15 protein-coding genes and 1 pseudogene are annotated in these 22,833 nt (G+C 40.9%); 4 read left to right on the forward strand and 12 right to left on the reverse strand.

Features of this window, described 5'->3' with window-relative positions:
• Positions 1 to 5 precede the first annotated feature (5 nt).
• The 3 genes and pseudogenes from Q1W14_RS18775 to Q1W14_RS18785 all read right to left on the reverse strand — a co-directional run bounded on the left by Q1W14_RS18775 (position 6) and on the right by Q1W14_RS18785 (position 5,024).
• Positions 6 to 1,433 (reverse strand): SIR2 family protein, encoded by a 1,428-nt coding sequence (locus tag Q1W14_RS18775; protein WP_300704210.1) that lies wholly within the window; start codon positions 1,431 to 1,433, stop codon positions 6 to 8.
• 654 nt (positions 1,434 to 2,087) lie between these two features.
• Positions 2,088 to 2,855, reverse strand: a pseudogene (locus Q1W14_RS18780) (transposase); the annotation flags it as partial.
• A gap of 306 nt (positions 2,856 to 3,161) precedes the next feature.
• Positions 3,162 to 5,024 carry a tetratricopeptide repeat protein gene (locus tag Q1W14_RS18785; protein WP_300704211.1) on the reverse strand — a complete coding sequence of 621 codons (1,863 nt, stop codon included), beginning with the start codon at positions 5,022 to 5,024 and terminating at the stop codon, positions 3,162 to 3,164.
• Positions 5,025 to 5,305: 281 nt separating this feature from the next.
• Here Q1W14_RS18785 and Q1W14_RS18790 point away from each other — a divergent pair, with 281 nt between their 5' ends.
• Positions 5,306 to 5,806: a DNA-binding domain-containing protein gene (locus Q1W14_RS18790; RefSeq protein WP_300704212.1), complete on the forward strand. Its 501-nt coding sequence runs from the start codon at positions 5,306 to 5,308 to the stop codon at positions 5,804 to 5,806.
• Between the two features lie 105 nt (positions 5,807 to 5,911).
• Here Q1W14_RS18790 and nqrF read toward each other — a convergent pair whose 3' ends face one another.
• The 7 genes from nqrF to Q1W14_RS18825 form a co-directional block, all read right to left on the reverse strand.
• Complete coding sequence (nqrF, locus tag Q1W14_RS18795) at positions 5,912 to 7,183, reverse strand: NADH:ubiquinone reductase (Na(+)-transporting) subunit F (RefSeq protein WP_300704213.1); 1,272 nt, start codon at positions 7,181 to 7,183, stop codon at positions 5,912 to 5,914.
• A gap of 19 nt (positions 7,184 to 7,202) precedes the next feature.
• Positions 7,203 to 7,829, reverse strand: coding sequence for an NADH:ubiquinone reductase (Na(+)-transporting) subunit E (nqrE, locus tag Q1W14_RS18800; protein WP_300704214.1), 627 nt, complete (start codon positions 7,827 to 7,829; stop codon positions 7,203 to 7,205).
• Between the two features lie 56 nt (positions 7,830 to 7,885).
• Positions 7,886 to 8,524, reverse strand: coding sequence for an NADH:ubiquinone reductase (Na(+)-transporting) subunit D (locus Q1W14_RS18805; protein WP_300704215.1), 639 nt, complete (start codon positions 8,522 to 8,524; stop codon positions 7,886 to 7,888).
• A gap of 4 nt (positions 8,525 to 8,528) precedes the next feature.
• Entirely contained in the window at positions 8,529 to 9,218 is a 690-nt protein-coding gene (locus Q1W14_RS18810; protein ID WP_300704216.1) for a Na(+)-translocating NADH-quinone reductase subunit C, read from the reverse strand.
• 14 nt (positions 9,219 to 9,232) lie between these two features.
• The gene (locus Q1W14_RS18815) at positions 9,233 to 10,417 is read right to left on the reverse strand and encodes an NADH:ubiquinone reductase (Na(+)-transporting) subunit B (RefSeq protein WP_300704217.1); all 1,185 of its coding nucleotides are present in this window, start codon (positions 10,415 to 10,417) and stop codon (positions 9,233 to 9,235) included.
• Positions 10,418 to 10,449: 32 nt separating this feature from the next.
• Complete coding sequence (locus Q1W14_RS18820; RefSeq protein ID WP_300704218.1) at positions 10,450 to 11,799, reverse strand: Na(+)-translocating NADH-quinone reductase subunit A; 1,350 nt, start codon at positions 11,797 to 11,799, stop codon at positions 10,450 to 10,452.
• Positions 11,800 to 12,133: 334 nt separating this feature from the next.
• The gene (locus tag Q1W14_RS18825; RefSeq protein ID WP_300704219.1) at positions 12,134 to 13,534 is read right to left on the reverse strand and encodes a C1 family peptidase; all 1,401 of its coding nucleotides are present in this window, start codon (positions 13,532 to 13,534) and stop codon (positions 12,134 to 12,136) included.
• 150 nt (positions 13,535 to 13,684) lie between these two features.
• Between Q1W14_RS18825 and Q1W14_RS18830 the strand changes: the two genes are divergently transcribed.
• The 3 genes from Q1W14_RS18830 to Q1W14_RS18840 all read left to right on the forward strand — a co-directional run bounded on the left by Q1W14_RS18830 (position 13,685) and on the right by Q1W14_RS18840 (position 18,883).
• Entirely contained in the window at positions 13,685 to 14,878 is a 1,194-nt protein-coding gene (locus tag Q1W14_RS18830) for a BamA/TamA family outer membrane protein (protein ID WP_300704220.1), read from the forward strand.
• 127 nt (positions 14,879 to 15,005) lie between these two features.
• Positions 15,006 to 16,196 carry a glycosyltransferase family 2 protein gene (locus Q1W14_RS18835; RefSeq protein WP_300704221.1) on the forward strand — a complete coding sequence of 397 codons (1,191 nt, stop codon included), beginning with the start codon at positions 15,006 to 15,008 and terminating at the stop codon, positions 16,194 to 16,196.
• Positions 16,197 to 16,216: 20 nt separating this feature from the next.
• On the forward strand, positions 16,217 to 18,883 hold the full coding sequence (locus Q1W14_RS18840) for an ATP-binding protein (RefSeq protein ID WP_300704222.1): 2,667 nt from the start codon (positions 16,217 to 16,219) through the stop codon (positions 18,881 to 18,883).
• Between the two features lie 68 nt (positions 18,884 to 18,951).
• On the opposite strand, the gene Q1W14_RS18845 is transcribed toward Q1W14_RS18840, so the two are convergent.
• On the reverse strand, positions 18,952 to 20,025 hold the full coding sequence (locus Q1W14_RS18845) for a carbohydrate porin (RefSeq protein ID WP_300704223.1): 1,074 nt from the start codon (positions 20,023 to 20,025) through the stop codon (positions 18,952 to 18,954).
• A gap of 24 nt (positions 20,026 to 20,049) precedes the next feature.
• Entirely contained in the window at positions 20,050 to 22,698 is a 2,649-nt protein-coding gene (gene mgtA, locus Q1W14_RS18850; RefSeq protein ID WP_300704224.1) for a magnesium-translocating P-type ATPase, read from the reverse strand.
• Between the last annotated feature and the right edge of the window lie 135 nt (positions 22,699 to 22,833).

Raw genomic sequence — 22,833 nt, forward strand, 5'->3', positions numbered from 1 at the left:
TATAACTATCTACTAATATTTTGAATCACTTTTATTATTTGGTCGATAGAATCAGCTTGCTGACTACCTCCTAAGGGAAAAATAAGTTCTCTAATTCGTACAATACCGGGATTGTTAGAATCCATAAAAGTATCCTTCGTATCATCAACAGTCAAACCATCCAGCAAAAGGGGTAAACTATAAAGAGTAGGTTTGTATTTCTTCTCATAAATCTCCATAGCATATTTCCACTCTGTGATAATGCCTTTCTCCTGCTTATCATCGGGCTGGGGCTCTACAGCAAGCCTGGGTGAACGCTCAATAACACGCAATAACTTAGGAGTGATCACGGGGATAATATACCTCGCCTTTTCCAATCCATTCCGGATGTCATTCCAATATTGTTGGGTCAACTCACTAGGACGATCCGGAAAGAAGTAAACATCAAAATAATTTTCCAACTGCTGTTTGGCATTTAAAATGGCTTGATAAGTAGTAGCTTGTGGACTCTCGCTATAAGAAAGGAACACGCTGACTTTAACACGTTCAGAGAGTTTCTGATTCAACTTTTCCAAGAAGTTATCAATCTGACAACCGGAATAGTAATCGATATTGGACAGAAATTCTACCATATCCTCATCAATCTTTGGTTGTAGTACCCCGCCATTATACTTGTTGCTTTTACTTTCAGAATTAGTTTTGGTCAGATTTTTAAACGAACAAAGCAGAAAACGAAACGTCCAATCAGGCATATTACATCCCAATGCCACCAAATAACGATTCTTTAGATAGTTCATCAAACGTTCTGGTTGTGTCTGTTTGTCGTGAAGGCAGTGAAGATAAGAAAGAAAATCAATTTCAGTGATTACACAAGGCAGATTGGAGTTGATTTTTCCAAACAAATGATAAATAGTTCGTTTATCAATCACTTCACAATCATCTTGGTTGATGACAATATTACCAATATCCTGTTTCGACTTCTCTTTATAATAAGAAAGCGATTCGTATCTATTTTCCAACAGTTGCTCAATAGCATTAGTATAAGAGGTAGTGATAATCAATGGAAAATCGGCATGCAAAAGCAATTGCTCCACCTGAGGGTGCAGCCGAAGTAAATTTCCTTTTTCATTTAGGAAAGCACGAATACCCGTTTTGAGGTTATCATTGCATTTGCTAAACAATTTATTTAGAAAGGACATACCTTTCAAGCCCATTTTGCATATGCTACGATAATCTTCTTGATGAGCCTTATCACAAAGCATTGGGAACTTGTTAAAGAGCCAATCGACTAATGCCGTCTGAAAAGATTGTGCTTCTCCTTTACCCTTCGCATTGACCACATAGACCATCTCATCACCAATCACAGGAATTACATTCTTATTTGCTATATTCTGATAGACTTCTTGAATGATATCATCAATCGGGTAAGCCATCTGTTTCGCCCAATTTTCCATATGCTATTTCTTAATTATACGTAATACAACCTACTACCTCTCACGAGTAATCCACTACTTATTTTGCATTTCAAAACCCAGTTTGGTAATTATCTTGTGTATTTCCATTTCACTCTTTCTATATTATTCTATACTTTTTCAAACTCAAGCCTGATATCAATATAGCTACTAAAGTTTTTCACCCCTAAATAGAAGACGTAAACAATAGTTTCTCGATAATTATTCATATATTAGCTATCGCTAAAAGACTAATATACAATAATCAAAAGGAGATGATTATGGAAGCAAAAATAGAGAATTTAAGTGAGACGACAAAAGTTTTAAGTGATAAAGATGTAACGAATGATAACCTAGTACCTCGTTCAGTCAATTCAGTATGAGGAACTTGCTCCACCACCTTTCTTTGGAGAAGCATATTGGTGTAAGTACAGTCACACTCATCCTCTCCCTCTGTCTTTTTCGTATAAATAATACCAGTATCTTCAGTTCTTACAATCAACATTTTATGGTTTACTACATGTTGGCAAAAACTGTTTCTATCAAATGATGTAACGCCCCGTCATGGATTGGCGCAGACTACAGATAAGGATGGTCTTTAAATTGCGAAGAATATCTGCAGGTTTCATAATGTAATCTGATTCAAGTTTCGCAAGTTCAACTTGCAAGTTTTAATTTGTAAATATCACAAATATGTTTCATCTCTTCCGATCTGTTGATAATAGCCTCATAGATGTCCTCATCAGTCAATCCGAAGAGTGTGGCTATTGCTATGATGACTTCTTGCAGAACACCCCAAATGCGATCAGTAATGGACAGTTCCAAGGAATCCTTGGAAACAGCTTCAAAGAGTTTTCCCATTGTCTCGTATGCTGTAAATCTCTTTGCAATAGAGAGAATGTTATACTGCAATACGATCAGGGAAGTGGCTGCAATCTGCGAAGCAAAGTTGTTGGCTTGACATTTGCCCAGCCCAAGCAACCCTTTGTATTCCTTAAATACGACTTCCAAAGCCCATCTTTGGGAATAAATTCTGTAAGCTTCAAAAAAGCCAAGTACAGTATCGGTTGTAATCAAGCCGTTCCATACACCGTTCTTGCTTCTTTTTACAAAGAACAGACGTACGGGAGTATCGGCAAAAGTCACATCAGCGGTTATGTAATAACAACGAAGTTTTCTGCTGTACTTTTTCTGACCGCGCTTGACAAGCAATTTGATCAATGCAGGAGCAGTAAAACACTTTCGTTCAAAAACGTAAGTGGTCTTTCCTTTCTCACCTATCTTTATCATACCCAAATAATCACACTTAATGTGACGGGAATGAATGAAACGGATGATCTCTTTATTGGCAAACCAACTGTCAGCCAGAACATATCTGAACTTGATGCCCCTTTTGATGGCTCTTCTGATCATGTCAATCATGAGATCCGTCTTTTTCATGGAATACATTGCTTTATGCGCATCATTATTTTTAAAGAATGTGCTAATTTCTGAAAGAAAGTCTGTAACTTTGTGCAACGGCATAGGGCTGAGTATTGTATTGTTTGAGCACTTTAAAGATACTCATTTTCTGCAACATACAGAAATCCCTATGCCTTTTTTATGCCCGCATGTGAACTCTTCTTTTTAACTTGCGAAACTTGAATAATCTGATTTACGGCAAAGATAACACAAATAGAACGCAGAACTTTCATGCTTGCACGAAAAAAGTTATCCAGTATTCTTCATTCTTTATAAGCTTTGTATAAATGCAGTCAGGTTTACATCACGATCTATCTCTAGTTTCTTCCGTAGTCGTAAACGTGCCTTCTTAAGAGCTTCCTCCGATTGGAAAGTAATTTGGGATATATGATTATTGCTCATATTCAATTTAAGGAACACACACAGTTTTCTCTCATTAGGTGTGAGCGTTGGATATCTTGTGTTAAGTTTCTCATAAAATGAGGTGTTAATCTTCTCGAACATGATTTCAAACTCTTCCCAATTCGAATTATAGGATTTAAATTTATAATCGGCTATCAATGATTTGATTTCCTTCTGACTCTCTTCTACTGTATTCTTTTCTACATTCTCCAGTATCTTAATGGAATTAGCATCGCGCTCAGAATTCTGGACCAGCTTGAGCGTAGCAGCAGCCATTGCCTTCTGATTCATTTCAAGTTCATGATTGATATTCTCAATTTTGAGTTGAAGTACTTTCTTCTTCAACTTATTGAACCAATAAATAGCAAATGCCAGAAAAAGTATAAGGCTTGAAACGATGATAAGAAAAAGTATAATTTGCTTTTGATTCCTGATTGCCATACTCTGGCTTGCCTTCTCCATTTCATAAGTTTGTCGCTCTTTGTCATATTTGTACGAACTTTCCAGAAAAGCTATTTTCCGAGTGTTTTTTTCATTGAAGATACTGTCATTTAACGCTTTAAGCAGTACCTGATTTTGATAAGCCTTGTTGAATGCTCCTGTTTCGGCATAGAGAGTGGATAGTTGTTCGTAACATTTGATTTCAAGATCCGGGAGCTTCGTCTTTTCAGCCAATGCAAGTGATTTAAGTGTATAACTTATCGCCTTATCATAGTCTTTCTGTTTTAAATAGATAACTCCCATAGCATGCCATAACTCGCTACAAGTGCGCTTTAGACCTTTCTTAGTAGCCAAGGTTAAAGCATCGTCGAAAACAGTCATGGCTTTATCATAGTCACCTTTATTAATATAGATCCTTCCTATTTTCGTGAGAATAATAGCACGGTCGGAAACATCACTATCATTGGTCAAGGCTAAAGCCTTCTGATGGTGCTGAAGTGCATAAGAGGGGTTTCTACCTATATATAATCCCCCAAGTCGTATATGACTAAGAATTATCCATTTCCGGTTATTTTCTTTCTTGGCCAGTAGATATGCTTTCAGACTTGTTTGGACAGCTGCATCCAAGTCTTTCTGATCGGCTTGAACAGCAGCAACATTTAGAAGACTATAAAATATGCCTGTTTGATTTTTTATTTGTTCATTGATTTTCAGAGCAGATAGATAATATTCGGCTGCAGCAGGAAAATTATTCTGACGGCCATGAATGAACCCTAACTGCCTGTATGCGGCCCCAAGCATTGCATTATCTCCGTTTTTCTTTGCAAGATCAACAACTTCATGAAGCCGTCGCATATCTTCGGAGTCACCACCATCATTACTCAGTTCTCGGGTGACATTATATAGCAACTTCATTATTAGTTCATCATTTTTTGTATTTCTGGCTATTTCAATAGCATTTCCAAAATACTCAAGTGCTCTTTTTCTGTCACTTTTTCGAATGGCAAGTCCTATTATCCAAAGACTTTCGGCTTCTCCTTTCTGATAATGAAGTTTTTTAGATAGTCCTTCGGATTGTTCAGCATAACTTCTCGATTTCTTTGCATTATGATTGGAAAGTACACAGGCAATTTTATTAAGTAGATTTATTTTAGTTGTATCTTCAGTAGTATGTTTTTTTAAGATACTTTCAAGGCTATCAACTTCATGTTGCTGAGTATTTGCTCCTGCCAAGACAGGAAGCAACAAAATAAATAGCAGTAGTATTTTCTTTACTTTCATCAGGTTCATACACATATTTATATATTAAAAATAAGTGTTTTTAATAAAACGGAGACAAACATACATAAATATCTTCAGAATCTATATATCACGAGCTCTTGTAAATCAACGTCTTACTTCATGTCCCCCCAAATATATCCAAATGTCCACTTTTTGTCCCCTCCTATATTTAGTCTTGATAAACAATGATATGCTATTTTTGCACAGCGTTTTTTAAAGAAAGAAGATTCCTCTGAGAAGGAAAATTTGATATAAACAGATTTTACTAATACTAAATTAAAAACAAACAAATGGGCGCATCCTATTATTTTTGGAAAATATGGCTGTGGATAAACCAGTCCGAAAAAGAGAGTACGACAAAACAATCCGCAGAGCTATCTACTCAAGAGATCGTAAAAAGCCATAAGGACATAGCCGAACGACTTATAAAAGAAGGGGTAGAAATAAGTTATGGCAAACTAACTTATATCATAGACCAGTACGATCGAACCGTACGTGACTTGATATGTGAAGGCTATACAGTAAAGACCAATAATGTACTCTTCACTCCTGAGCTCTCTGAAGATTGGTCTATAGACTCTCTGGAGTTCGATTCTACCAAATATAAATGTTCCGCACAATGTACTCTATCGCCTGAAATGCAACGTGCTATGGGCTTTATAGAAGTAAAAGTGTTAGGGTTTAAAAACACTCCCCTCCAAACATCTCAGGCTGCAGATAATATTATTGAAGAAGTTGATGACATGGTTAACTCCAATAGTACGAATAAAAAAGGAGGTAGTGACAAGTAAACTGTTTCTAAAAAAAGAGTCTACTTTATAAAAAGAGCAAAGCGGCAGTTGATTCTCATCAACTGCCGCTTCTATTTCTAAAAATTAAGCGAAAACAATCGTCGCTTAACCGAAGTTGTCAAACATCAGGTTCTGTGCTGGAACACCGAGATCATCGAGCATTTTCTCAACTGCTTTCGACATGGGGCCAGGACCACACATATAATATTCAATATCTTCGGGAGCTTCGTGATTCTTCAAGTAAGTCTCGTAGATTACCTGATGAACGAAACCTGCCGTATATTTCACACCTGCTGCATCGGCTGCCGGATCCGGACGGTCTAATGCAAGATGGAATGTAAAGTTCGGGAAGTCTTTTTCAATCTGCAAGAAATCTTCCAGATAGAATACTTCATTCAGCGCACGTGCACCATAGAAGTAAGACATCTTACGGTCGGTGGTATGCAACGTCTTAGTCAAGTGCATGATTTGTGCACGCAGCGGAGCCATACCGGCACCACCACCTACCCACATCATCTCTCTCTGAGAATCGAAGATAGGATGGAAGTCTCCGTAAGGACCACTCATCATTACCTTATCACCCGGTTTCAGTGTGAAGATGTAAGAAGAAGCAATACCCGGATTTACGTCAACAAAACCAGGACCTTGATCTTTCGGTTTGAAAGGAGGCGTAGCAATACGTACTGTTAACATGATACGGTCTCCCTCAGCAGGATAGTTAGCCATAGAATATGCACGGATGGTTTCTTCGTCATTTGTACACTTCAAGCCGAATAAACCGAAGTTTTTCCATGCAGGCAGATATTCGTCGCCAATCAAGCTCTTATCAATATCCTTATCATAATCCATTTTGAATTTAGGAATCTTGATTTGTGCGTAAGAACCGGGAATGAAGTCCATGTGTTCGCCTTTAGGCAACGCAACGATGAACTCCTTGATAAACGTAGCTACGTTCTTGTTGGAGATAACCTCGCACTCCCACTCTTTTACACCCAAGATTGATTCGTCAATCTTAATATCCATGTCGCCTTTCACCTTCACCTGACAACCCAAACGCCAGTGATCCTGGACTTGCTTACGGCTGAAGTGAGGAGTTTCGGAAGGTAGGATTTCGCCACCACCATCCAAAATCTGGCATTTGCACTGTCCGCAAGAACCTTTACCACCACAAGCGGAAGAAAGGAATACACCATTTACAGACAGCGTATTGAGCAGCGTAGAACCGGATTCTACATCCAGTACAGTATCGCCGTTCATAGTCACTTTTACATTACCCGACGGAACCAAGAATTTCTTGGCAACCAACAGGATAACAACAAGCAAAACGATAACCACAAGGAATACCGCAACGCTCGCTAATATCAAATTCATATCCATTGTCTTATTCCTTTCTTTATTAGATGTTCAAACCAGAGAAACACATGAACGCAATAGCCATCAGACCTACAGTAATGAATGTGATTCCCAAACCTTTCAGTGCATCGGGTACGTCAGAATAAGCCATCTTCTCACGGATAGCAGCCAGACCGACAATAGCCAGTAACCAACCGATACCTGAACCTAATGCGTAAGAAATTGAATCCCATACGTCACCGATGTATTTCGGATCGCTTTCGCCTACATTGATACGTTGTTGCATAAACAGAGATGCACCCATGATGGCACAGTTTACAGCAATCAACGGCAAGAAGATACCCAATGAAGCATAAAGTGAAGGGCTGAAACGTTCAACAGCCATTTCCACCAACTGCACGATACCGGCAATAACGGCAATGAAAAGAATAAAACTCAAGAAGCTGAGGTCAACGCCTTCAATAATTGCGTTAGCAGCAAGCACCTTGGTCTGCAACAAGTAGTTGACCGGAAGAGTAACCACCAATACGAAGGTTACAGCAATACCCAGTCCTACAGCAGTCTTCACATTCTTCGATACGGCAAGGTAAGAACACATGCCGAGGAAGAAAGCGAATATCATGTTGTCCACAAAGATGGAGCGGACGAATAAACTTAATAAATGTTCCATACTATTTAAGTAGTTAAAGTAGCAAGTAGTTAAATTACTGAATTCTTGACTACTGATTAGTTCTTTTCTTGCAACTCTTTGTGATGAGCACGCTGATACCAAATGTAGCAAGCGCAGATAATCAACGCCATAGGAGGCATCAACATCAAGCCGTTGTTCACATAACCTATCTTCTGCAATGGTTCATAGTTCAAGATATTGAAACCAAGCAATGTACCTGAACCGAAAAGCTCGCGGAAGAAAGCTACAATAATCAAAATCTTGGCATAACCCAAACCGTTACCGATACCATCGAGACAAGACTCCCAAGGACCATTCTGCATAGCAAACGCTTCGAGACGTCCCATCAGGATACAGTTGGTAATAATCAGACCTACGTAAACAGAAAGCTGTACACTCACGTCGTAAGCAAATGCTTTCAAAATCTCACTTACAATAGTTACCAACGCAGCAACCACTACCAACTGAACGATGATACGGATGCGGTTAGGAATTGTCTTGCGCAGTAATGAAATCACTACATTAGAGAATGCTGTAATCACAGTTACCGAAAGACCCATCACGATAGCAGGCTCCAGTTTAGCAGTAACAGCCAAGGCAGAACAAATACCCAGTACCTGTACGGTAACGGGGTTATTCAATCCAAGCGGAGTTGAGAATACTTCTTTATTCTTCTTTGAAAACAATGATCCCATATTCTTATTTCTCCTCATCATTATTAGTTAAAAAATTCTTGTAGTTACTTAGACAAACCTTCAACATAGCATCAACACCTACAGAAGTGATGGTACCACCCGAGATTCCGTCCACCTGATATTCAGGTTTATCTACTTTTCCATTCTTTACAACGCCGAGAGCAACTTCGCCATTCTCCAATGTTTTCTTACCTAAGAATTCATTTTGGAATTGTGCACCTGCAATTTCAGCACCCAGACCCGGAGTTTCACTTGCATGCGAGAAGTATACACCATATACTGTATCTTTATCAGCATTCAGAGCAATATATCCCCAGATTGCACCCCAAAGACCGGCACCATAAACAGGGAATACATATTTAGTTTCACCATTTACCTCTGCTACAAATACATGCAGGCGTTGGTATTCTTTGGCTTCTTTTTCATAACCAGTGGCAAAAGCTCCTGTGTTTTCAGCCAATGTACCGTCAACGTTCATCAGCATATCGCCCTTTACATATTTATTATATTCTGCTTCGGCATCCTTCACGTCCTTGATGTTCAAGGCAGCAAGAATTTGCTTCTTCGTGTCGAGTTCTACATTCTTGTTCTGAATGGAACGCAAAGAAGAGCTTACGAATGCCAGCAAGAATGCAACGATAACAACCATTACCGAAGCATAAATGATAGTATAACTATTACTATTGGTATTCATTTCTTTCCGGTATTTTAATTGTTAGACTTGATTGCACGTTTTTCGCGACGACCGATGTTGCTCTGTACTACACAGTAGTCAATTAGCGGAGCGAAGATGTTCATCAGCAAGATGGCAAGCATCATACCTTCGGGATAACCGGGGTTCAGTACACGGATAATGATAGCCATTGCACCGATCAGGAATCCGAAGATGTATTTACCTGTCTCTGTACGAGCTGAAGTTACAGGGTCGGTAGCCATAAATACAGCACCGAAGCAGAAACCACCCAGCACGAGATGTTCGTACCAAGGCATGTGAGCCATAGCAGTATTAGGACCGATAGTGTTGAATATAAATGCCATGAATGCACCGCCTACGAATACGGAGAACATGGTCTTCCAGCTTGCAATACCTGTCCATAACAACAGAATAGCACCCAAGGCAATAGCAATCACACTAGTTTCACCGATTGAGCCCGGAATCAAGCCAGTCACCATATCCCAGGAAAATGGTAGATACCCATTAGGATCGGTAGCCGTAGACGCCACTCCAAGTGCAGTAGCCCCGGAAAAACCATCCACGAATGTTTCACCACCCAAACCGAAAATAGTATCACCCGGAATCCATACGGCATCACCGGACATCTTTGTAGGATAAGCGAAGAACAAGAATGCACGGGTAATCAAAGCAACGTTGAACACGTTCATACCAGTACCACCGAATACTTCTTTCGCAAAGATTACAGCAAATGCAGTAGCAACCGCCAGAATCCACAACGGACAATCAACGGGAACGATCATCGGAATCAAGATACCCGAAACCAAGAAACCTTCTTGAATTTCTTCTTTCTTCCATTGAGCAATTACGAACTCAATGCCGAGACCCACTACGTATGATACTATAATTTTAGGCAATACTGCCAGAAAACCGTACGCAAACATTTCTACAAAGCCGCCGGCAGCACCGGTAGCGTGGAAATGCTGGTAACCTACGTTATACATACCGAACAACAATGCCGGTATCAACGCAATAACCACGATTGACATGATGCGTTTGCTGTCAATGGAGTCGTGAATATGCGCTCCCGATTTCGAAGTCTTGTTGGGGACGAACAGGAATGTCTCAAATCCGTCGAACACAGACTGAAATGCGTGGAATTTGCCGCCCTCTTCAAAGTTCGGCTTTATCTTATCGATATAATTTCTTAACGCTTTCATTATTAATTTTAATTCTAATATTTTTAATTGAATTACGCCATTTCAGCACGAAGCATATCAAGTCCGGCACGTACGATGCGTTGTACTTCTACTTTAGAAGAGCACACAAACTCGCAAAGTGCAAAGTCTTCGGGAGCTACTTCGTAGATACCCAGAGCTTCCATACGGTCGATATCGCCTGCAATGATTGCTTTCACCAGATATTCGGGGAAGATGTCCATCGGGAATACACGATCGTATTCGTTAGACATAATCATGTGACGCTCGCCACCTTTGATACGGGCATCGATCACATATTCTTTCTTACCCATCAACCAGCTGAAATAAGAGCGATTGACACTGAACTGATTGAAACGTGGCATAATCCAACCCAGCATTTCATGAATTTCATCTCCTTCGGGAATCACCGTCAGTTGACTATCGAAAGCGCCAAGGAAACCATTCGCAGCAATCTTTTTACCGGTCAGCACGTTACCACTGATGTAACGGAGATCTTTGTCGGTAGTTACATTACCTTTGAACACGTTTGTTACCAATGCACCAACCTGAAGTTTGCAGTAAGCAGGTTTCAACACCTCAGAACCGGTTACAGCCACTGTACGAGTCATGTTTACACGACCGGTATTCATCAGTCTTCCGATGAAAATAACGGCTTCCGGACTGATAGTCCATACCGTTTCACCCTTTACAATAGGAGAAATGTGATTGATTTGTACACCTACGTTACCTGCCGGATTAGGTCCGTCGAAAGCAGTGATAGTAACGTTCTTTGCCTGCGTCAGAGCGGCTGCTTTTTGTTTTACACTAATACCTAAGTACGTCTTTGCCATTTTGGACAAAGCGTCGAGTCCTGTTTGGAAGTTTGCTTCTTCACCTTTCAGAGCGAATTCGAAATCGGGAGCCAGCGGGTTGCTGTCGAAAGCAGAGATAAAAATTGCTTTCGGGGTTACCGTCGGATCAGCAACTACGTCGTACGGACGTTGGCGGATAAAAGCGAACATACCGGTTTGCAGCAGTGCTTCTTTCACCTGTTGAGCGCTCATCTTAGACGGGTCCATCTTGCCGAATTCTTCATAGTCTTGCTCAGCGGCAGCTTCTACGACGATGTTCAGCACCTTGCGACGGGCACCACGTTCTACGCTTGTCACTACGCCGCTTACGGGCGAAACAAATTTCAATTCAGGATGATTCTTGTCGATAAACAAGGGTCCCCCAGCCATCACATACTCCTGCTCTTTCACCACCACTTTCGGAGTGACACCTGTAAAATCATCGGGAATCAATGCATAAAATCCCGGTTCTTCTACAGACATAAACTCTTGGGCAGCAGCGCCTTTCAGGTTAATGTCAAGGCCTTTGCGTAACTTAATTACATTTGCCATGCGTTTATATAAAATAATGGTTTCATTAATTTGCCCGCAAAAGTAATAAATAATAATGTGAATAAAGAGGAAAAAAGAAAGGAATTACGGATAAATTTCCGCAATTCACACCGTTTGCGAGCACGGAAAGTAAATACCGCCTTCTGAGGGCTCGTATTTGCTACTGAAAAGCCTCATGTTTGCAGGTAAAACGCCTCATGTTTGCAACTAAAATGCCTCGCATTTATCCCACAAACCTCAGGGATTTTAAACGGAAATGCCTCACGTTTCCGAAGCAAACGCGAGGCATTTCTAAAGGTGAATCCAGGGGTTTTCTTCCCCGATTGATATTCTCTTATTTTTCTTCCGCAAACATAGGGTCCCATGCCGGCAGACGTATAGGCTTTTGTTTGAATAATTCCATAATCTTGGCAGGGACATATTTATTTTCCACTACCAGACGGAACATGTATTCATTGAACCATTCATCAGTCATAATGAGGTGGCCCTGAAAACCGCTTCCGGCTCCCCAACTATTTTCAACCATCCACTTCACGGGTTTTCCTTCTTTATTTAAGTCTACAGCCATCAGCGTCATTGCATGTGACGAGCCACTGGAGAAGGTTTCAATACGTTGTTTCTTGTCCATTCCGAAGGATGTACCCATCAATGATTCATAATCATAGTTTTTCACATCGAGCAGTCCACGATCCGAATCCAAGAACTTGCCTACATCGCAAGAAAAATACATCATGGTACTATCTTTCAAAGAAGCAATCGCCATTTCCTTAATATCTTCAATGGGAAGATTGACGTATGTCCAGTTCTTGCCATCGTAGCGGTGGCGGTCGTAATCTATCTCATAACATTTGTAATACTCACGACTGGGATCGTTCATAAGCATTACGTAGTTGGTCAATAATTGTTTGTCGCCATACTTATCGAGAAAGGACATCGGGGTATGATGTTCCGTTTCAACAGGATTGCCTTTGGCGTCCTTACGAACAAATTCGAACTCCGTAGGAGGTACGCCAAGATTTAACGCCAGCATACGATAGATAGTACCGAGCATAGCCGTTTTCTCTTTCTCCAAAGCTGCGGTTTTAATGCCCTTAGCTGCCAGTTCACGCAGTTGCAAACCATACTCTTTCAATTTCAGAGAAATAAGATTTGCCATACGAGAAGTACTTTCGCTACTATTGGTTTCAGGCATCGCCTCCTTAGGTACCAAACCGTATTTCGTTACAATATCGGCAACTCCCGTAAATGTACCGCCATCACTCAATGGGTTCTTAAACAACCATTCAACGGTTTTATCGCTCAATGGTTTATCACTCGTATCGATAATGCCTTGCAAGAAAAGGTTGGACTTTTCCAATTGATCCCAAAAGAACGGATATATCTGAGAAAACTCGAAAGTCGGGAAACCATAACTAGCCAATGCCTTGGCACGCATTACATTCAGCCCTGTAAACAACCAGCAACGACCGGAAGATTTCTGGTCTGTAATGCCTTTTGAGTCTACTTTAATAGAAAAATTAGTATCCATTCCTTTCTGATTATCCAAGTTTACAGCCAACTTACGGATGTCATTATTAGAAATAGCATTACGAATAGCTTTATCGGATGCTGTACCCTGATAACTTTGCTGAATCTGTTTCAGCATCGCGTCACTGATCCCCCCTTTTCCGCCTTGCGCGTACATAGAAAACAGAGTGACACTAAAAACAATTACTGAGATTATTCGTTTATTCATATTAGATAAAATGTTTAGAAATGTAATTTGACAATGTGCAAAATTAGTTGCTTTTTTGAAACTTTTAGTAAAATCTTTAGATTTATTGTACATCAAGTTGAAAACTAATTCAAAAATAATAGTTTTCTTTGCACCCACATTCAAGCGAATATGAAAAGATATATAATAGGTATGATTGCGTTGCTAATAGTAGCAACCACCGTTTCTGCCCAAGTTTCAGAAACAAACGACACGACTCGCACATTGACTAAAAGCGAATTACGTAAGCAGAAAGTAGCCAAACGAAATTTCCATTATAACATTTTAGGTGGTCCCAGTTATACTCCGGACTTTGGAGTGTTGATAGGCGGAAGTTCATTGATGACTTTCCGTATGAATCCGAGCGATACAACCCAATTGCGTTCTGTTGTACCCGTTGCCATCGCATTGATGTTTAATGGAGGAATCAATCTGATGGCAAAACCTCAACTGTTCTTCAAAGATGACCGCTTCCGTATTTTCGGAAAATTCAGTTATAAGAATACACAAGAAAACATCTATGGAATTGGTTATTCTACCAACAAAGATTATGTCCGTAGCGATACCACCAGCCAATACCGATACAGTGGCGTTCAAATAAACCCGTCGTTCTTGTTCCGTTTAGGGCACAGCAACTTTTTTGCAGGACCTCAGATCGACATCAATTATGACCATATCACAGACCCTGCCAAGCATTTGATAGAGCAACCTTTCTATCAGGAAGCCGGAGGAACGGACAAAGGATATAAGAATTTCAATTCCGGTGTCGGTTTCCTGCTGACGTACGATAGTCGTGACCTTCCGGCAAACGCCTACAAGGGGCTTTATCTCGATTTCCGAGGAATGATGTATTCCAAAATCATCGGCAGTAATAATAATTTCTACCGATTGGAATTAGATTACCGTCAATACAAATCCGTAGGAAAGCGTAAAGTGATTGCCTGGACTGCACAGTCTAAAAATGTATTTGGTGACATCCCTCTGAATCAATACGCCCTCACAGGCACTCCTTTCGACCTTCGCGGTTATTACATGGGACAATATCGCGACAAGTCTTCGCACATAGTAATGGCGGAATACCGCCAGATGATTAACACTGACAAGAGTACCTGGATAAAACGTATGCTCAATCATGTTGGTTTCGTAGCCTGGACGGGCTGTGGTTTTATGGGTCCCACACCGGGAAAAATAGAAGGAGTATTGCCCAACTATGGCGTTGGACTACGTATTGAGGTACAGCCCCGCATGAATGTTCGTCTGGATTTAGGAAAGAATACCGTCAACAACCAAACGCTATTCTATTTCAATATGACTGAAGCTTTTTAACATACGCAAAGGTTTGCACCGATTTGCAAAGTTTTTTCAAACATTTTCTTGCATCAGAAAAAGATTATCCATACTTTTGGCGAGCAATAATTATTTATAGCACCAAAAAACAATATAATCTGATACAATGAAAGTCTGTGAGATACTCTTTTGGGTAAGTGTCTTTATAGTTTTCTATACCTACATAGGATATGGAATTCTGTTATACATCCTCGTTAAGATAAAAGAATCTTTTCGCAAACCTTCTTGTCGTCCTATGCCTGCTGATGCAGACTTACCAGAACTAACCCTATTTATAGCAGCATATAATGAAGAAGCAGTTGTAGATGAAAAAATGCGCAACTGCCTTGAACTGGACTATCCTGCGGACAAACTTCATATCTTATGGGTAACCGATGGCAGCAATGACCACACCAACGAGTATCTTGCACGTTGGGCGCAAGCTACCGTTCTTCATCAACCCGAACGCCAAGGCAAAACAGCTGCTCTTAACCGGGGCGTGGAATTCGTGAAAACTCCGCTAGTGGTGTTTACCGATGCCAATACTCACTTGAACCCCGAAGCTTTACGGGAAATAGTATATGCCTTTACCGACCCTAAAGTAGGGTGTGTAGCAGGCGAAAAACGTATTGCCATGCAAACCAAAGACAATGCCGCCTCCGGTGGTGAAGGAATGTATTGGAAATACGAATCCACTCTCAAAGCATTGGATGCACGTTTATACTCGGCAGTAGGTGCAGCAGGTGAACTATTTGCCATCCGCCGCGAATTGTTCGAGAAGATGAAAACAGACACTTTACTTGATGATTTCATCCTATCGCTGCGCATTGTGATGCATGGTTACACCATAGCTTATTGTGCCGGTGCATACGCCGTTGAAAGCGGTTCGGCGGATATGCGCGAAGAAGAAAAGCGCAAAGTACGTATTGCTGCCGGTGGCTTGCAATCCATCTGGCGACTACGTCCTCTCTTAAATATTTTCCGTTACGGAATATTCAGTTTCCAATATATATCACACCGGGTACTGCGCTGGTCGCTCACACCCATATTACTGTTTCTATTGCTTCCCCTCAACACAATTCTCATCTTCACGACAAACACTCCTTTACTGTACGCTGTTATCTGGCTACTACAAGCGATTTTTTACCTCATGGGAAGTTGGGGCTACTACCTTTCAACGAAGCAAATAAAAAACAAAATACTCTTTATACCTTACTATTTCCTCTTTATGAATATCAATGTCATAAGAGGATTCAACTACCTGCGAAAACGAAAAGGCAATAAAAGCGGAGCATGGGAGAAGGCTAAAAGGGCATAAATTTAATACCTTAAAGCAAAATGGAAAATATTCTGAAAAATGCAAATAACGCCGAGAGGCTGTTAACGCTAACCTCAGATACAATGATTCTCTTGAATAAAGAGGGAATCTGCGTGGATATCGCAGTCTACAATGTAGATCTTTGGTTCTTGAAAGAAGATAATTTACTGGGAAAGAATCTTTTCGAGTTAATACCTCCTTCTACTTACCAACAAATATATCCTGAATTCAAAAAAGTATTGACTCGTAAAGTCCGCTCCACCCAGAATTATGAATTGTTCTTAGGGAAACGAATCTATTATTTCAAATGCATCATGTACCCCTACGATGATATGGTACTTTGCCAATACCGCGACATCACCGAACGTAGCCAACGTAAACTGGAACTCGAAAAGAAAAACCACGAACTTAACGAGATTCAAAAAGCAGCCCTCATAGGAAGATGGAAGTACGAATCCGCCACTCACATGTTCAGTTATCAAGGGCATACCGGCATCATGTGCAGTGAATTTGAGCAAAATATCGCAATGGATATGTATCTGCAACACATTCTCCGCGAAGATTGGGATACCTTTAATAATTGGCTCGAACGGAACCTGAAAGGGGATATTGAAGATTCTGTAGACTATCGCATCCATTTTGATAATCAGATTTTTTATGTTCGCTTGCAAGCTTTCTCACGCGAACGGCACAAAAATGGAAATATCATTCTCGAAGGATACATACAGAATATAACTGATATTCAACAAAGACGCAACGATATCAACCTGTTGACACATGCCATCAACAACTCCATCGAAGACATCTTTGCCGCTCGCGAAGACGGAACGTTGGTTTTTGCCAATCGTAGCTTTAAGGAACATCATCGTATAGGAAATACCGAAGACATTACTCAACTGAAATTCGCTAATCTATATACTATCGATCCATACCAAGGTGAAAGAGTATGGAAAGAGATGATCTCTTCCGCCAGAAAAGATACGGAAAACAATAATTACATCATTTACCACCCTTTGGAGGATTATCCCAAAATACTGGCATACGAAGGAAATGCCTATTGGGTAACCAGCGATGAAGGTATAGAAACGATGTGGGTATTTGGACGGGATATATCCCAACGCATCAATCATGAACAGCAAATCAAGCGCTTCAATCAGGTTCTGGACAAAATCATTGAACATCTTCCGGCTGGTATCGTAGTGAAAGACATAGAAAATGGTTTTAAGTATTTATATCGTAACCGCGAATCGTATAACCGCAATATCTCCACCATACATGAGGTATTAGGGAAAGACGATTTCGACTTCTATCCTTTGGAAATAGCACAAGAAAAAAGAGCACAAGACGTCGAAATAGCCGAAAACGGTAAAGAAATGCACTGGGTATCAGAAGAACGGGATATAAACGACAAGTCCATCTTCCTTGATAAGCGTAAAATAAAGATTGAGAGTAGTGATTTTCCTCCCATCCTACTTAGCATTGAATGGGACATTACTGAAATTGAAAGCATGAAACGTGAGTTACTCATTGCCAAGGAAAAAGCCGAGACTTCCGATCAACTGAAATCTGCCTTCCTAGCTAATATGAGCCATGAAATACGAACTCCACTCAATGCCATCGTTGGTTTCTCGCGCATCATTGCCGAAAGTGATGATACCGAAGAGCGCCTAGGCTATTATGATATCGTAGAAGCAAATAACGAACGTCTGCTAAAGCTCATCAATGAGATTCTCGACTTGTCAAAAATAGAATCGGGAATCGTTGAGTTTACAATTACTCCGGTACGTTTGCATCCTCTTTGCAAAGAAATACACGATGCACATATCTTCCGTTGCCCTAACGGAGTAGAACTCATCTACGAACCTTCGGACGAAGACATTGTTATCGAGGGAGACAAAAACCGCATTTTCCAGGTAATCTCCAATTTAATTGGAAATGCTTTTAAATTTACTACCACCGGAAAGGTAAGTTACGGGTATCATCAAGATGGAAACAATATTGTATTCCACGTCACCGATACAGGTATAGGTATTGCAGCGGACAAGGTAGGCCGTGTATTCGAACGTTTTGTTAAAGTAAACAGCTTTGCACAAGGCACAGGATTGGGATTGTCGATCTGCAAAACAATCATCGAACGTTTAGGAGGAACTATATCAGTCAGTTCGGAATACGGAGTGGGAACAACATTCACTTTCACCCTTCCAGCAGATAAAAAGGAAGGTAACAAATCGAAAAGTGAGGATGAAGAAAAGATGAATCCCACTATCGATAGCGCTGAAGGTATTTCCACCCAGCCAGATAACAAAATTGAAGAACAAGATGAGAATTCTTCTTGCAAAACCATTCTGGTAGCCGAAGATACAGACAGCAATTATACCTTGATAAAAGCCATACTAGGCCACAGCTATAATCTGAAACGTGCCAATGATGGTATGGAAGCCGTCACCATGTTCGAAGAGTTACAGCCCGACCTCATCCTGATGGATATGAAAATGCCCAACCTCGGCGGACTGGATGCCACACGGATTATCCGTGAACTCTCACCGGACATTCCTATCATAGCCCTTACCGCCTATGCTTATGAGCATGACAAACAAGCCGCATTTGAAGTAGGTTGCAGCGATTTCCTGACCAAACCTTTCACTCAGGAAGTACTGAAAGAGGCTTTAAAGAAATGGTTGAAATAGAAAAAAGTGAAGAGGCTGTATCAACAAAATAGATATCAGCCTCTAGAAAAGCTTTCCATTCGAACGAATTACTTTATCATCCAACTAGCCCGAAGCATACCAATGCAATAGGTTCTTTGAGAATTCTTAATCCAATATAATGCAGGTTGCAAAGACAAACGATCTGTCAAGTGCCATTTATAAGTAACTTCACAAGCTACTTCATAGCCATAAGTAAAACGCGCATAATCTACAATCACTCCTGCTTCCCGTTTCTTACCTTCCAAAGTGGTTGCAGAATAAGTTGCTCCTAAGCCTGCATACTGCCTGCACCCAATAGTAACAGAGCGGTTTTCCGAATACTGCGCCAACAAATCAATGCGCTTATTTTCAACTTTGTAAAGCAGCTGTTCTGCATACCACCACCACATTACATTCATCTGATGGTTCACTTCTTCCGCCTGTATCGGCGGATTTTGAATCGGATTTCCATCCACATTACTAGAATACATCCTATTATGTAGAGCAAAACCGAAAAAATAATTCCCAACATTCGATTGATAACTTAAAGATGAAATACTAAAAACTCCATCCCTTCGGGGATTAAGCGCAAAAACACCGCCATCACCACAAAAGGCTGAATGTGCCACTCCATTGTACAAAGAACTCTCTAAAGACCAATTACCCGCCTGTAACTTATAATCCAGACATAGTGCCGATAACGGATAATTGGGCAATGGATAGTTGGCAGACAAGGTAGGAAATATCCCACAAGAACTATTTGTAAACAAAGAAGTGACAGATGAATCGAAGTAGTCCTCGTTAACATTACGCACTCCTACAAACAGTGACATGTTCCGCCAATTCTGCCTATATCCTAATACAGCAATAGCAAATGGAAGGTTATCCTCCTCTATATTTGAAAACACCTGCCAATCATCGGCTACATTTTCTTTTCTCAGCTTATAGATATGCTGAGATACAAGATCAAACGAGCCATTCTTTACCGGCAAAGAGGCTTCTACACGAAGAAGATTGACCCAGTTATATTTATTATCTCCTGCATATTGTACCTCTGTAGTATATATAGCATCAACTACTTGTGCTGAGCCGCAGAGATTTCCCCCTGCAAAACTCAGATATAAAATCCATTTCTTGAGCATGTTTACAACTCCCTTCCACTATTTCTACAACCATCTTGTAAATCTTTTCATGTACCATTGTTTCACGAATTGCGTCAACACGCAGTAAGCAAGCAGAATACCGACTAACCAAGGGAAATAACTGAGTGGCAACGGTTCCAATCCAATTGAACGCCCGAAAGCAGTAAACGGAATAGCTATGCCTATACCCATGATAAGGAAAGTCAAACCCATCACAGGCCAAGTGGCACGACTCTGGATAAACGGAATTTTACGGGTGCGGATCATGTGCACAATCAATGTTTGCGACAGTAATCCTTCCACAAACCATCCCGTCTGAAACAAGGTTTGGTGTTCCGGACTATTACAGCTAAACACATACCACATCACCAAATAAGTAACAATATCGAAGATGGAGCTGATGGGTCCAATATAAATCATGAACCGGCTTAAATCGGAAGCATCCCAAACACGAGGCTTCTTCAGATATTCCGGGTCCATACGGTCGAAAGGTATCGTGGTTTGTGACACATCGTACAGCAGATTCTGAATCAACAGATGAATAGGCAGCATCGGCAAAAAAGGCAAGAACGCACTGGCCGCTATCACACTGAACATATTCCCAAAATTGGAACTCGCTGTCATCTTGATGTATTTGGTAATATTTCCAAATGTTTTCCGTCCTTCGATCACACCATCTTCCAGTACCATAAGATCTTTTTCGAGCAAGATGATGTCAGCACTTTCCTTGGCAATGTCAACAGCCGAATCGACTGAAATGCCGATATCGGACTGACGCAAAGCGGATGCATCATTAATGCCATCGCCGAGAAAACCGACCGTATTGCCCTGTCCCTGCAATACTTGTATGATACGCGTCTTCTGTAAAGGTGTCAGTTTGGAGAACAGGGTGGTACGGTTTACCAAAGGTATCAACTCTTCATCAGTCATACGTTCTATTTCCGACCCTGTCAATGAAGAGGCTGCATTGATACCTACCTGGCGGGCAATTGTCTTAACAATGGCATCGTTATCGCCCGAAAGAATCTTCACCTCCACCCCATTCTCGTGTAACTGCTTGATAGCCTGCGAAGCCGATGGTTTGGGAGGATCAAGAAAAGCAAGATAGCCTATTAATACCATCTCTTTTTCATCGCCTACCTCGAAATCATGATCTTTATCAATAAAACTTTTCTGGGCAATGGCCAATACACGCATGCCTTCGCGATTCATTTCTTCACTGATGGCTGTAGCTTGTATACGCAATTCGTCTGTCAAAAGGTGAACTTCACCGTTAAACTCGGCAAACGAACAAATAGCGAGCACTTCTTCTACGGCTCCTTTGGTGATAATCTGCTTTTTAGACTGCTTATCTTCCACCACAACAGACATTCTGCGGCGGGAAAAATCAAAAGGTATTTCGTCTACTTTGAAATAATCGTCCTTCAGATGCTCCAGTTGCAGTTCGCGTACATGAGACAGGATGGCTTTGTCCATCAGATTCTTCAATCCTGTCTGGAAGTAGCTGTTGTAAAAGGCATGACGCAGTATGCGCTTGCCCGAATCGGAAGTTCCATCGGCATTGATATACTTTTCGAGAACAATATTGTCACAGGTTATAGTTCCCGTCTTATCGGTACAGAGAATATTCATTGCTCCGAAGTTCTGAATGGCATTCAAGTTCTTGACAATCGTTTTCTTCTTCGACATGGCCACCGCTCCTTTCGAGAGATTGGCTGTAACAATCATAGGAAGCATTTCGGGAGTCAAACCAACGGCCACCGATACAGCAAAGATAAATGCTTCGAACCAGTCTCCTTTAGTAAATCCATTCACCAGAAAGACAAACGGTACCATGACCAACATGAAGCGAATCAGTAGGAAACTGACTTTACTGATACCTTTGTCAAAAGCGGTGGTAGCCCTTACACCAGTAATACTCCGTGCTATTGTGCCTAAATAAGTGTAACCACCCGTTGCAAATACTATACCCAAAGCCGAACCGCTGATTACAGTTGAACCCATAAAGCAGATATTATCCAGTTCGACTACACTACCTTTGCGATTCAGCTTATCGTGTATCTCGGGGTATTTTTCAATAGGTTCGGATTCTCCGGTTAGGGACGATTGGCTGATAAACAGATCTTTGGATTCGATGATACGTATATCGGCAGGAATCATATCACCGGCAGCTATGTAGACAATATCGCCCGGAACCAGTTCGCGGATATCTATTTCTTCTTGCTGCCCCACCCGCTTGACGCTACAGGTGTTCTTTACCATTTTCATAAGCGAATCGGTGGCTTCACCTGCTTTCCATTCTTGCCAGAATCTTAGTATGGAACTGAATATGACCATGGAGGCAATAATAATGACACCCGTCCATTCCTTCTCGCCCGGGTCGGCCATTCCCACGTCAATAACCAGCGATATGATGGCTAGAGCTGTCAGCACTCCGATAAATGGATTGATAAAAGCCTTAATAAAAAGAAGTATAGGACGCTTCTTTTGTTCGTGAACAACTTCATTTAATCCATACTGCTCCCTCCTGCTCTTTACATCTTCGGGTAATAAGCCGCAAGCTGTAGTCTGAAAATAAGAATAAACGGATTCTTTAGTTTGTGTTGCAGCCAGAAATACCTTTTCAGCATTAAAAAGATAATGGGCATTCGTTTTTTTCTTCTTCCACATCATTGTCTCCTCCTTTCTTTTGCGAACATACGTTCACATTCTAATAGTTAGTACTCTCTTTACCTTTAAGCGCTGCAAAGGTAGGAGGTGTCCTCCGGAAAGAACGTTAGAGAATTATTAGAGTAATATTAGAAAAGG

Origin of the sequence: Bacteroides sp. (genome assembly GCF_030151085.1) — a bacterium.
Classification (GTDB): domain Bacteria; phylum Bacteroidota; class Bacteroidia; order Bacteroidales; family Bacteroidaceae; genus Bacteroides.